This window comes from Solimonas aquatica (assembly GCF_900111015.1).
Classification (GTDB): domain Bacteria; phylum Pseudomonadota; class Gammaproteobacteria; order Nevskiales; family Nevskiaceae; genus Solimonas; species Solimonas aquatica.
This window is the reverse complement of the sequence record NZ_FOFS01000006.1, coordinates 226840-238982: the sequence shown is the minus strand read 5'-3', so window position 1 is coordinate 238982 and position 12143 is coordinate 226840. Positions and strand designations below refer to the sequence as shown.

11 protein-coding genes are annotated in these 12143 nt (G+C 66.1%); 3 read left to right on the top strand and 8 right to left on the bottom strand.

The window, feature by feature from the left end:
- Positions 1–742: alpha-ketoacid dehydrogenase subunit beta (locus BMY12_RS09540; RefSeq protein WP_093285085.1), on the bottom strand; the 742-nt coding region annotated here is incomplete at its 3' end.
- Complete coding sequence (locus BMY12_RS09535; RefSeq protein ID WP_093285081.1) at positions 739–1722, bottom strand: thiamine pyrophosphate-dependent dehydrogenase E1 component subunit alpha; 984 nt, start codon at positions 1720–1722, stop codon at positions 739–741. The genes BMY12_RS09535 and BMY12_RS09540, both read right to left, overlap by 4 nt.
- Before the next feature lie 161 nt (positions 1723–1883).
- Between BMY12_RS09535 and BMY12_RS09530 the strand changes: the two genes are divergently transcribed.
- Positions 1884–2519 (top strand): TetR/AcrR family transcriptional regulator, encoded by a 636-nt coding sequence (locus BMY12_RS09530; protein ID WP_093285078.1) that lies wholly within the window; start codon positions 1884–1886, stop codon positions 2517–2519.
- On the opposite strand, the gene BMY12_RS09525 is transcribed toward BMY12_RS09530, so the two are convergent.
- The 6 genes from BMY12_RS09525 to BMY12_RS09500 all read right to left on the bottom strand — a co-directional run bounded on the left by BMY12_RS09525 (position 2520) and on the right by BMY12_RS09500 (position 8941).
- The gene (locus BMY12_RS09525; protein WP_093285075.1) at positions 2520–3170 is read right to left on the bottom strand and encodes an SRPBCC family protein; all 651 of its coding nucleotides are present in this window, start codon (positions 3168–3170) and stop codon (positions 2520–2522) included.
- 30 nt (positions 3171–3200) lie between these two features.
- Entirely contained in the window at positions 3201–4109 is a 909-nt protein-coding gene (locus BMY12_RS09520; protein ID WP_093285073.1) for an acyl-CoA dehydrogenase family protein, read from the bottom strand.
- Positions 4109–5245: an acyl-CoA dehydrogenase family protein gene (locus BMY12_RS09515; RefSeq protein WP_093285070.1), complete on the bottom strand. Its 1137-nt coding sequence runs from the start codon at positions 5243–5245 to the stop codon at positions 4109–4111. Before BMY12_RS09515 ends, BMY12_RS09520 begins: the two co-directional genes overlap by 1 nt.
- Before the next feature lie 56 nt (positions 5246–5301).
- Complete coding sequence (locus BMY12_RS09510; RefSeq protein WP_093285067.1) at positions 5302–6093, bottom strand: SDR family NAD(P)-dependent oxidoreductase; 792 nt, start codon at positions 6091–6093, stop codon at positions 5302–5304.
- Between the two features lie 117 nt (positions 6094–6210).
- Positions 6211–7641 carry an NAD-dependent succinate-semialdehyde dehydrogenase gene (locus BMY12_RS09505; protein ID WP_143068907.1) on the bottom strand — a complete coding sequence of 477 codons (1431 nt, stop codon included), beginning with the start codon at positions 7639–7641 and terminating at the stop codon, positions 6211–6213.
- Between the two features lie 340 nt (positions 7642–7981).
- On the bottom strand, positions 7982–8941 hold the full coding sequence (locus BMY12_RS09500; protein WP_218140143.1) for an AraC family transcriptional regulator: 960 nt from the start codon (positions 8939–8941) through the stop codon (positions 7982–7984).
- Between the two features lie 251 nt (positions 8942–9192).
- On the opposite strand from BMY12_RS09500, the gene BMY12_RS09495 reads away from it, so the two are divergent.
- Positions 9193–10167 carry an enoyl-CoA hydratase/isomerase family protein gene (locus tag BMY12_RS09495; protein WP_093285062.1) on the top strand — a complete coding sequence of 325 codons (975 nt, stop codon included), beginning with the start codon at positions 9193–9195 and terminating at the stop codon, positions 10165–10167.
- A gap of 160 nt (positions 10168–10327) precedes the next feature.
- Complete coding sequence (locus BMY12_RS09490) at positions 10328–12142, top strand: hydantoinase B/oxoprolinase family protein (RefSeq protein ID WP_093285059.1); 1815 nt, start codon at positions 10328–10330, stop codon at positions 12140–12142.
- The last annotated feature ends 1 nt before the right edge of the window (position 12143 follow it).

The window sequence follows — 12143 nt, the reverse complement described above, 5'->3', positions numbered from 1 at the left end:
AGACGGTGCGCAGATCGACGATCTCCACCGAGATGCCTTCACCTTCCAGCTTCTCGGCAATCGTGAGGCTGTCGCGCAGGGCGCGGCCGTAGCCGATCACCGAGACATCCTTGCCGGGCTTGACCACATGGGCCTTGCCCAGCGGGATTTTCACGCCCTTCTCCGGCGCCGGGCCGGTCTGGGTGCGGGTGACGGCGTCTTCGATGAACAGGCAGGGATCGTCATCGAAGATGCAGCCCAGCATCAGGCCGTAGGCATCGGCGGGGCTGGAGGGGATCACCACTTTCATGCCGGCGACGTGGGCAAACCAGGCTTCGAGCATGTCGGAGTGCTGGCCGGCCGTGCCCTGGCCGGCGCCGGTGCGGGTGCGGATGGTGAGCGGCACATGGGTCTGGCCGCCGGACATGAAGCGCAGCTTGGCGGCGTGGTTGACGATCTGGTCCATCGGCACGGTGATGAAGTTCATCAGCATGATTTCCGCCACCGGGCGCATGCCGACCAGGGCGGCGCCGACGGCGGCGCCGACGATGGCCTGTTCGGAGATCGGCGTGGTGCGCACGCGGCCCTTGCCGAACTTGGTCGACAGGCCCTTGGTGACCTTGAACACGCCGCCGCCTTCTTCGTCGGCGATGTCTTCACCCAGCATGATCACGCTGGCGTCCATCTCCATCGCATCGTGCAGGGCCCGCGAATAGGCTTCGGTGAAGGTGATCAGATTGCTCTTGTTGTCGGTCGCGCTCATGCCGCGGCTCCGTAGATGTCCTTGTCGATTTCCGAGACGTCCGGGAACGGGCTGTCGGCTGCGAACTGCAGGGCTTCGTCCACCAGGGCGTTGTATTCGGCCGTCAGCGCGTCCAGCTCGCTTTGCGTCGCCGCGCCGCTCTGGAGCACGCGCTCGCGCGTGGCGGGCATCGGGTCCTTGGCCAGGGCAGCGGCGTATTCGTCCTTGGGGATGTAGGCGCCCGGGTCACCGAAGTAGTGGCCCATGAAGCGGAAGGTGCGCGCTTCGAGCAGGGTCGGGCCTTCGCCGGCGCGGGCGCGTGCCACGGCTTCGCCGGCCGCACGCCACATCGCCTCGGCGTCGTTGCCGTTGACGGTCACGCCGCGCATCCCGGACCCGTAGGCAATCGCACGATCCGCAATCGTGGCGCTGGCCGTGGCTTTCTCATAGCTCGTGCATTCGCCGTACAGATTGTTTTCGCACAGGAAGATCACCGGCAGCTTCCACAGCGCCGCCATGTTCAGGGCCTCGTGGAAGGCGCCGATGTTGGAGGCGCCGTCGCCGAAGCTGCACACCGTCACCCGGCCGTCCTCCCGCAGCTGCGAGGCCCAGCCCAGGCCGTTGGCGATCGGCAGGCCCGAACCCACCACGCCCGTGGTCACCATCACGCCCGTCTCCGGATGCGTGATGTGCATCGGCCCGCCCTTGCCCTTGCAGGTGCCCGTGGCCTTGCCGTAGTACTCCGCCATCAGCTGCTTCAGCGGCAGCCCCTTGGCCAGCTGGTTATGGATGCCGCGATACGTGCACACCAGGTAATCCGTCGGCGCCAGGTGCACCCCCATCGCCGCCGCCAGAATCTCCTGCCCGCGCGGCGAGTAGTACACCGCCGCCATCCGCCCACTGCGCAGCAGCGTCCGTACCCGCTCGTCCACCACATGAATCAGCAAAGCCTTGCGGTATACCGATAACAGCGCGCTGGGTGTGAAGCTGGCGAAGCTCATCGGGTCTCCCCCGGAATTCGTTTGATAGACAACAGTGATGTTGATTTTCCATTAAGCGCTCCGCCTCTGTAAAGGCGCAGCGGGCGGGCAGGGGCGGCTTGTGTAGAATGCAAGTGTTTGTTTGCATTGCGGCATAAGGACCGCCGCCACAAGCCCGAGTGATGAAAAAGAACAACCCCAGGGGCAAGACCGCCAGGATCGCCGGCGCGCAGCGCCGCCAATACAACAGTCCGCTGCGGCGCGAGCAGGCAGTGCAGACGCGTGAGCGCATCGTCGGCGCCGGCGCCGAGATCGCCCATCAGCTGGCCAGCTGGGACTGGCGCGAGTTGACTTTCAAGGCGGTGGGCGAGCGGGCGGGGGTCAGCGAGCGCACTGTGCATCGCTACTTCGCTACCGAAAAACTGCTGCGCGATGCCATCGTGCAGCGTCTGGTGCAGGAGTCGGGAATCAGCCTGGATGCGCTGGCGCTGGACAATTTCGCCGACGTCGCCAGCTCGGTGTACGGTTATCTGCTGTCATTCGCGGCCACGCCGGCGCCGATCACCGATCCGACGCAGGCGGCCATCGACCAGCATCGCTGTGATGCCTTGCTGGCGGCGGTGAGCAAGGCCACGCCGGGCTGGAGTGCGGCGCAGCGCACCACGGCCGCGGCCTTGCTGGACATGCTGTGGAATCCGCCGAGCTGCGAGCGTCTGGCCACCGTCTGGCGCCTCGATGCCGAGCAGGCCAAGCAGGCGTTGCGCTGGAGCGTGAGCCTGATTCAGGCGGCCATTGCGCAGGACCAGCGGCCTGGCTAGCTAAGGGGCTTCGCGGATAAATGCCGGCCTGGCGTCGCGATAGGGCGCCTGCTGCGCCAGCTCGCGCAGCTTGGCGATGCTCTTCATCGGCGTGCTCACCAGGCTGGCGTTGAGAAACGAGGCCGGCAGCGAGCCGGCCGGATCGGACAGCAGGCGCAGTTCCACCATCACCTTGCCTTCGCCGACCGGGCTCAGCGTCCACTGCTGATGGGATCGGGTGATGCGGGTCAGATCCTTCTGCTCTGGCATCTGACCGGTGAGGGCTTCATCGACGATGGTCACCGTCAGGCTGCGCGCGTCCTGCTCCAGGCGGTGACGATTGACGATGTCGCGATCCGACATCGGCCAGGGCAGATCGATCAGCGTGTAGAAATCGTAGTGCGTGGCGTCGCGGCTGCTCAGCAGCCGGGTTTCCTTCACGAAGGGATTGAGCTGGCTGGCCGCGCGAAAATCGCTGAGCACCGCGACCAGAGCGCCCAGACGCGCGCTGATCTGGGCGCTGCTGCGGGTTTCGCGGATCGCCCAGCCCTCGACCGTGCGTGACTGCACCTGGATGCCATCGGCGTCCTTCTCAAGGCGCCAGCCGTCCTCGGCGGCGGCGGAGCAAGACAGCATCAGCAGCAGCGGCGCGGCAAGACGGACAAGGAGCATGAGCGGGATTTCCGGCGAGAGGTTTGACGATCAGGCGGCTGCGAAACAGTGCTGCGCCACGGCGCTGGCCTGGCCGCCGCGACCGCCGAGTTCCGAGAACAGCGCCTTGAGGCGATAAGTCCAGAGGTGCAGGGGATGCTCCAGGGTCATGCCCATGGCGCCCAGCATCTGGTGCAGGTCGTAGACGATGCGCGTGCCGCTGTCCTGCGCATGCGAGGCGGCCAGGGCGGCGTCGCCGGCATCGCCGCTCCAGGCGGCTTTCAGCATCAGCCAGCGCAGGCCGCCGGCCAGCACCTGGCACTCGGCCATGCGATGGCGCAGGGCCTGGAAGCTGCCGAGCGGACGGCCGAACTGCTTGCGCACGGAGATGTGTTCGACCGTGGAGTCGATGGCGGCCTGAATCAGGCCGCTGGCCTCGGCGGCCAGCGCCACGCGCAGCCAGCTGCGGATGCTGGCGGCGTCTGCCGCCGACAGCCGGTTGCGCTTGAGCTCGCCCTTCACGCGGCCCATGGGATAGGCATAGATCGAGTGCACGGCTTCCAGCTGTTCCGGCGCCGGCTCGGCAATCGCGAGCTCTTCGCCGTCGATCAGAATCAGGGTCCGGGCCTGCGCCACGAAGCGGCCGGGGCGGCCGTTTTCGACCAGCGCCAGGGCGCGCGCGAATTCGCCGGGCAGCTGCGGACGCACCAGCATCGACAGCGCGGTTTCGCTGGCATGCGCGCAGCGCGCCAGACGCTCCACCGCCATCGCCGCGCTCAGCGGGCCGAGTTCGGGAATCTGCGCGATGTCGAAGTACGAGCCTTCCTCCAGCTCGCGATCCAGCTCGGCACTGGCCAGTGCAAAGCCGTGGAAGTCGATGGGCTTGGCATCGAAACGCTGTGCCAGCCTGTCGATGGCATCGCAGAGCGCGGACTGGTCGGCGGTGAGCGTGAAGTCCATCAGCGCGGCTCCCGGGGCAGCTTGAGCAGTTCGGTGGCAATCAGGTTGAGCTGGATCTCCGCCGCGCCGGAGGCGATGCCGGCGACGATGGCGCGCTGGTGATGCGCCTGCAGCAGGGCATCACCGCCGGCCAGGGCCTCGGGCAGGTGCTCGACCACGAATTCGCCCACCGCGCGTTCGGCATTGACCGTGGCATAGCGCGCGGCGCTGGCCTCGGGGCCGGCGATGATGCCGTGTGCGCGCTGATCGATGATCGCGTAGCTGTACAGACGCGCGGCTTCGCAGGCGGCCTGCGCGCGCGCGGCCTGTTCGATGGCGCCATTGCCGAAACGGCCCAGCTGCTGCAGACGCTTGACCGCGCGCTGCAGGGCGCGCGAGGCCAGCGCGAAGCGTGGAATGCCGACGCGCTCCAGCGACAGCGCCGCGCGCACGATGTCCCAGGCCTGGCCTTCGCCGCCGAGCATGGCGGTGGCCGGCACGCACACCGCGTCGAAGAACACCTCGTGGATGTCGCCTTCGCCGATCACGCTGGGAATCTGCCGCACGGTGATGCCGGGCGTGTCCATCGGCACCAGGAAGATCGAGATGCCGTTCTTGCCCGGCGAGGTGCGCGCGAGCAGGAAGCAGGTGTCGGCATAACCGGCATACGAGGTCCAGATCTTCTGGCCGCTGATGCGGTAATGATCACCATCGGGCTCGGCGCGCGTGCGCAGGGACGCGAGGTCCGAACCGGCTTCCGGTTCAGAGAAACCCTGACACCAGATGGTGTGGCCCTGCGCCATCGGCGGGATGTAGCGCTGCTGCTGTTCCGGGCTGCCGAAGCGCATCAGCGTCGGGCCGATCCAGTTCACGTTCATGTACTGGCCGCCGCGCGGCTCGCCCGCCATCCACATTTCCTCGGCGAGGATGAAGGCGGTCCAGGGATCGGCATCGCGGCCGCCCCAGCGCGCCGGCCAGTGCGGCACCAGCAGACCGGCCGCGGCGAGCTTGCCGCAGAAGCCGTTGGCGAACTGGCTCTGCAGCTCCGAGGCGGGGCCGTCGGCCAGTTCTTCCCAGTTGGGCGGCAGGTGCTCGGCCAGAAAGGCGCGCAGCTCGGCGCGGAAGCGCTGCTGCTCGGGCGTCCAGGCGAAATCCATCGCGTATCGATCCGTTCAATGAGGGCCGTGGCCGGCGCCAGGGCCGGCCGCGGTTTTCAAGCCTGCACGCGCTGTGCGGTGATGGCTTCCACCGCCAGGTACTTGGTCTTCGACCAGCCGCCATCCAGGGCCAGGGTCTGGCCGTTGATGTAGCTGCCCTGCTCGGAAGCCAGGAAGTACACGGCATTGGCCACGTCGGCCACCGTGCACTCGCGGTTGAAGGGCGTCAGCTCGTGATTGGTGCGCTTGAAACCGTCGCTGTCCCAGAAGGCGTCGGTCATCTCGGTCTTCACCACGCCCGGCGCAATCAGATTGGCGCGGATGCCGCGCGCGCCGTAGTCGGCGGCGATGGATTGCGTGAGGCCGATCAGGCCGGCCTTCACCGCGCAGTAGCTGCCACCGCCCATGCCGGCGAGGATGCCCCAGACCGAACCCATGTTGATGATCGAAGAACCCGGCTGCATCACGCGCACGGCGGCGCGGCAGAAACGGAACGGTGCCTTCAGGCTCAGCTCGATGGCTTCGTCGAGCATGTCGTCGTCCACCTGATCCACGGCGCCGAACTTGAAGGAACCGGCGTTGTTGACCAGGCAGTCGAGACGCCCGAAGCGCTTGAGCGCGGCGGCAACCGCGGCATCACCGGCGCCTCGGGCCGAGACGTCGGCGCTGACGATCTCCACCTCGCTCACGCCGGCCAGATCCTGGGCGAGCCGTTCCAGGCGCTCCCTGCGGCGCGCGACGGCGACGATGCGCCAGCCCTCCCTGGCAAAGCGGCGCGCGATGGCATCGCCGATGCCTGCGCTTGCGCCGGTGATCAGTACCACCGGCTTTTCGTTCTGTGTCGCCATTACTGCATGTCCTCCTGTTGCGATGACGCGGTGCTGCCGCAAGGCGCCCGCGCGATGTTGTCGATGGCTCTGCTGGCGCGGGACTGGGGCCCGCAGCTCGTGCGCGGGCGTCCGCGATCAAAGCCCCAGGCAGAGATACTTGATCTCCAGGTAATCCTCGATGCCGTAGCGGGAGCCTTCGCGGCCCAGGCCGGAGGCCTTCACGCCGCCGAACGGCGCCACTTCCGTGGAGATCAGGCCGGTGTTGACCCCGACCATGCCGGCTTCGATGCGCTCGCCCACGCGCCAGATGCGGCCGATGTCGCGGGCGTAGAAATAGGAGGCCAGGCCAAAGTCCGTGGCATTGGCCATGGCGATGACTTCGTCCTCGGTGTCGAAGCGGAACACCGGCGCCAGCGGCCCGAAGGTCTCCTCGCGCGCCACCAGCATGTCCTGGGTCACGCCGGAGAGCACCGTGGGCGTGAAGAAGCGGCCACCCTGCGCCGGCGCGCCGCCGCCGTACACGATCTTCGCGCCCTTGGCGGTGGCATCGGCGATGTGTTCGCGCACCTTGGCCACGGCTTTTTCATCGATCAGCGGACCGATCTCGGTGCCCGGTGCATTGCCGGCGCCGATCTTCAGCGCCGCCACCGCCGCGCTGAGCTTGGCGACGAAGGTCTCGTAGATGCCGGCCTGTGCGTACAGGCGGTTGGCGCAGACGCAGGTCTGGCCGGCGTTGCGGAACTTGGACTGGATGGCGCCGATCACGGCGGCGTCCAGATCGGCATCGTCGAAGACGATGAAGGGTGCGTTGCCGCCCAGTTCCAGGCTCAGCTTCTTGATGGTGGGCGCGCTCTGCTCGTAGAGCTTGGCGCCCACTTCCGTGGAGCCGGTGAAGGACAGCTTGCGCACCACCGGGCTGGCGGTCAGCGCCGCGCCGATTTCGGTGGAGCTGCCGGTGACGATATTGAGCAGACCGGCAGGCAGGCCGGCTTCCTGTGCCAGCACGCCCAGCGCCAGCGCCGTGAACGGGGTCTGCGTGGCAGGCTTGACCACCACACCGCAGCCGGCGGCCAGGGCCGGGCCGATCTTGCGGGTGATCATCGCCGCAGGGAAATTCCAGGGCGTGATCGCGGCGACCACGCCGATGGGCTGCTTGAGCACCACGATGCGCTTGTCGGGCGCGTGCGAGGGAATCACATCGCCGTAGACGCGCTTGGCTTCCTCGCCAAACCATTCGATGAAGCCGGCGGCGTAGGCAATCTCGCCGCGCGCCTCGGCCAGCGGCTTGCCCTGCTCCTGGGTCAGGATTGCGGCCAGCGCCTCCTGATGCGCCATGATCAGCTCGTAGTAGCGGCGCAGCACCTGCGCGCGCGCCTTGCCGGTCTGCGCGGACCAGGGGCCCATGGCCTGCTGCGCGGCGGCAATCGCGCGCCCGGTCTCGGCGGCACCCAATTTCGGCACGCGGCCGATCACGGCGCCGCTGGCCGGATCGTCCACGTCGATCCAGCGCTCGCCGCTGACCCACTCGCCGCCGATCAGGCAGGCTTCACGCTTCAGGCTCGTCATCAGGTCCATGTGTTTTTAGACGCAGGCGAAATCTTAATGACTCGCTTCTGTGCCCGGGTCCGGCGTCCGGCGTGGCCGTGCTCGAATTGCGGACGCAGACACTTCGCGCATCCTCGACAGACCAAAGCCTGAAGGATGCGCAGCCGCGAGCCGCAGGCAGCATACGCTGCGCATGGTTTTTGTACTGATTGAATGCCGCTGCGATGGGCTGTCGCAGCACCCGTTCGCATCAGCCGGCGTCTGGCGCCGGGCGGTGCCCGCCACCCGCAAGCGTGTTCAAGAACCGGGTTCTTCGCAGCGGCAGGCAGAAGGTCGTGGCTGAGCTATCTGCGTTGCCGCGCTAGATGTCGAGATTGCGCCGGAAGCGCTGCGGGGTGTGGCCGGTCCAGCGCTTGAAGGCGCGGCCGAAGCTGGACTGCTCGGAATAGCCGAGCATCAGCGCCACCTCGTCCAGCGTCATCTGGTTTTTCTCCAGGTAGCCGCGCGCCAGATCGATGCGCTGTCTTTCGACGATGTCGGAGAAGCGCAGCGCGTGCTCGGAGAGATTGGCCTGCAGGGTGCGTACCGAGGTGCCGAGCTTCTTGGCACAGCGCTCGATCGTGCAGTTGCCCGAGGACAGCGAGCCACGCACATAGTCCTCGACACGCTCGACGATGGTGGTACGCGAAGTGCTCTTCACGCGTTCCAGATACCCGCCGAGCAGGCGGAACAGCAGGCGGTTGGCGCTGGCGACCGGCTGGTCCAGCAGGCTGGCCGGAAAGGCGATGGCATTGCAGGTGGCGCGCGCGTGCAGCTGACCGCCGAGGCGGTTTTCAATCTCGTGTATGTCCTTCTGCCGTGCGTCGTTGGCGAGGTTGACGTAATTGAGACGGAAGTCGCGGCCGGCAACCTGACGCAGCAGCTTGAGATTGAGCAGCGTGCCCTGGTAATTGGCCTGGCTGTTGGTGCCCACGTCGGTACGCGGATGCCAGCGCAGCTCGGCCACTTCCTTGCCTTCCACCAGTTCCAGCACCGCCACCGGCGAATGCACCACCGGGATATAGGTGACGAAGTTCTGCAAAGCCTCGCGCACGCTGGAAGAGGCGCGGCACAGGGCGGTGACACAGCCGTAGACGTCGGGCTCCTGCAGCTGGGCCAGACGCAGGCCGAACAGCGAATCGTTGAACGCGCTGCTGCAGTATTCCAGGACATCGACCAGGGCCTTGCAGTCGATGTAGGCGTCCGGATCACGCACCGTGCGCGGGTCGATGCCGTGATGCTCCAGAATCAGACGCGGATCCGCACCGAAACTCTTGCGCACAAGCTCTCCGAATCCATTCAGATTGGCTATGCGCATCTGCCTTTCCACCGGCAGGGAATCGAGCGGACCTTCCAGGCTGTAAAAGTATTGGTCGCCCATCGCTTGCTCCTCCATCTGCAATCGACGCCGCTTTTTACGCGGACTTTGCATTGATTGTAGATGCTGGCACACGAAATGTCAGGACGCCAGTGGCGCCCGCATGTCATCTAGTCAGCCTGCCATTCAGGGCCACATCGAACGAGGAGAAAGCCGTGGTCGACACCAACGAGCTGAAGCGGGAAGCCAGGCAATACCTGCGCTATGAAAAGGATAAGGAAAACCGCATTGCCTACCTGACCTTCGACCGGCCCGACGCCTTCAATGCGGTGACCGCCGGCATGCGTCTGGTTTATGCCGAGCTGATCCACCAGGCCAATATCGACGACGACGTGAAGGTGCTGGTGATCCGTGGTGCCGGCGCGCATTTCGGCACGGGTGGCGATCTGCCCGAGCAGGCCGAGATGTTCTCCGAGGACAATCCGGACGCCAACTTCCTGCATGAGTTCGATCTGGACGAGCCGGAGAACGTGCGCTACCCGCCCAAGGGCAGCTTCCGCTTTCTGCACGGTCTGACCGATTACTACTCCAAGGCCCGTGCCGGCTGCAGGCCCCTGCAGGAGTTCAAGAAAATCAGCATCGTCGAGGTCAAGGGCTATTGCTACGGCTGGCACTTCTATCAGGCCGCCGACGCCGATCTGCTGGTGAGTTCGGATGAGGCCCTGTTCGGTCATCCCTCCTTCCGCTACGCCGGCTGGGGGCCGCGCCTGTGGACCTGGGTGGAGACCATCGGCCTGCGCAAGTTCTCGGAAATGCTGTTCACCGGCCGGCCCTTCACCGCGCAGGAGATGGACAAGACCAACTTCGTCAACAGCATCGTGCCGCTGGACCAGCTGGACGCGGAAACCCGCAAGTACGCGCTGGCCTGCTCGCGCTCGCGTCCCACCGACGTTGTTGCAGTGCAGAAAACCTTTCTCGAAATCTACAAGCAGTATCGCGGCGAATACATGGGCAGCATGCTCACCGGCTTCGTCGAAGGCATGCTGCCGATGATGAAGAACGACCGCGCCGCCGACGTGCAGATCGGCGGCGATGTGTTCGGCAAGGGCCTGAACAATGTCGTCAAGGATCTCGACATGGAATATCCGCCCGAGTGGCGGCTGAGCCGCGGCAACCGCCGCAAGCCCTGAGCCCGTGCGCGCACGGCGGCAGCCACGCCGCCGGCGGCGTGGGTGCTGTCGAAGGAATTGCAGGATTTATCGAGATTCCGCGCAGCGCTTGCTCGAACATGCCAGCTCTCATCAGCCGCCCAAGAAGCGGCCCGGCCCCTCGCATCACAGGAATGCCGCCATGTCTTATGAATTGAACCGCAAGCTCGCCGCCAAGCGTGATCCGCTGTCGACGCCGGCGCCCATCGACCCGGTCACCGCCAGCATCATCCGCGGCGCGCTGGAAACGATCTGCTTCGAGGCCGCCAGCCATCTGGGCCGCTCGGCGTCCTCGCCGATCATCAACCAGTCCAATGAGCGCAATGCCGCGATCATCGACGCGCACGGTCGTCTGGCGGTGGGCTCGATCGGCACGCCGCATCTGACCTTCGTCACCCAGCTCACCGTGCGTTACGGTCTGATGTTCACCCAGGACTACGACTGGGGTCCTGGCGACGTGTTCCTGGGCAACGATCCCGATCACGGCGGCGGCCATCTGCCGGATTACAACGTCTATGCGCCGGTCTACGACGACAAGGGCGAGCTGGTGCTGGTGCAGGCCCTGCAGGCGCACCAGGGCGACACCGGCGGCAAGGACCCCGGCGGTTTCACCCTGGAAGCCACCGATATCTTCACCGAAGGTCTGGCGATTCCCTGTCTGAAGCTCGTGCATCGCGGCGAAAAGCGCCGTGACGTGATCAAGCTGGTGGAACGCAATAACCGCTTCGCCACGTTTGCCGGCGATCTGGCGGCGATGATCGGCGGCGTGCAGCATTCCGTGCGCCTGATGCAGGAGCTGATCCGCAAGTACGGCACGGATCTGGTCAAGGCCGCCATCAACCACACCATCGACCAGAGCGAAAAGCAGTTCCGCGAGGAGGTTTCGCGCTGGCCGGACGGCAACTACGAGGCCGATGTCTTCATCGACCACGACACCCTGGGCACCAAGGACATCAAGGTGCATGTGGCCTGCCGCGTGGCGGGCGATCAGCTCACCGTCGATCTCACCGGCACCGACGACCGCCAGGATCTGGTGGGCGTGTGGAACACCTTCGGCAACAGCCGTGGCTATGTGATGACGCAGCTGGTGGCGATGATCGATCCCGACATCGCCAAGAACGAAGGCCTGTTCAACGCCGTCGACATCATCATTCCCGAAGGCTGCATCGCGCATCCGCCGCCCAACAAGCCGGCGGCGCTGGGCTCTTTCCATCCGGCCTGCGAAATCACCGAAGCGGTGTGCGTGGCGCTGTCGAATGTGGTGCCGGAGCGCGCGCAGCCGCAGGTCTACAAGATCGGCATGCCCAATGCGGTGATCGGCTTCGACGAGAACGGCATGATGTGGATGGACCAGGGCGTGGACGCGCGCTCCATGGACTCCTCGGCGGTCAAGGGCATCGATGGCTGGGGTTCCTGTCCGTCCTCGCTGGGCAATCTGCTGCTCTCGGAAGCCGAGGATGCCGAGAGTCGCTACCCGATCATCAACATCAGCCGCGAGATGAGTCTCGACGGCGGCGGCGCCGGTCAGTGGCGCGGCATGCCCGGCAGTCTCAACGTGAAGCAGGTGCTGGTGCCCACCTTCGCCATGGCCTGGATGGTGTCGGCGCGACATCCCATGCGCGGCATGTGCGGCGGCGATGACGCCAGCCCGTACAGCAATCACTTCGAAGTGGGCACGCCCAATGAGTACAAGATCGATCTGGCGGTGAAGGCGCAGCTGCCGGCCAAGGCGGTGATCGCTTATCAGCACGGCGGCGGCGCGGGCTTTGGTCCCGCCTACCTGCGCGATCCGGAAGCGGTGAAGGAAGACGTGCTCGACGAGTACGTGAGCCTGCAGGCGGCGCGCGAGAAGTACGGCGTGGTGCTCACGGGTTCGCTGCAAGACTACGACCTGAAGGTGGACCTGGCCGCGACCGAGAAGCTGCGCGCCCAGATGAAAGCGGCGCGCAGCGCTTGAG

What these genes read in the sequence shown, in the direction of transcription:
- BMY12_RS09535 (WP_093285081.1), bottom strand. Translation starts at nt 1,722, where the DNA reads ATGAGCTTCGCCAGCTTCACACCCAGCGCGCTGTTATCGGTATACCGC.
- BMY12_RS09530 (WP_093285078.1), top strand. Translation starts at nt 1,884, where the DNA reads ATGAAAAAGAACAACCCCAGGGGCAAGACCGCCAGGATCGCCGGCGCG.
- BMY12_RS09525 (WP_093285075.1), bottom strand. Translation starts at nt 3,170, where the DNA reads ATGCTCCTTGTCCGTCTTGCCGCGCCGCTGCTGCTGATGCTGTCTTGC.
- BMY12_RS09520 (WP_093285073.1), bottom strand. Translation starts at nt 4,109, where the DNA reads ATGGACTTCACGCTCACCGCCGACCAGTCCGCGCTCTGCGATGCCATC.
- BMY12_RS09515 (WP_093285070.1), bottom strand. Translation starts at nt 5,245, where the DNA reads ATGGATTTCGCCTGGACGCCCGAGCAGCAGCGCTTCCGCGCCGAGCTG.
- BMY12_RS09510 (WP_093285067.1), bottom strand. Translation starts at nt 6,093, where the DNA reads ATGGCGACACAGAACGAAAAGCCGGTGGTACTGATCACCGGCGCAAGC.
- BMY12_RS09505 (WP_143068907.1), bottom strand. Translation starts at nt 7,641, where the DNA reads ATGACGAGCCTGAAGCGTGAAGCCTGCCTGATCGGCGGCGAGTGGGTC.
- BMY12_RS09490 (WP_093285059.1), top strand. Translation starts at nt 10,328, where the DNA reads ATGTCTTATGAATTGAACCGCAAGCTCGCCGCCAAGCGTGATCCGCTG.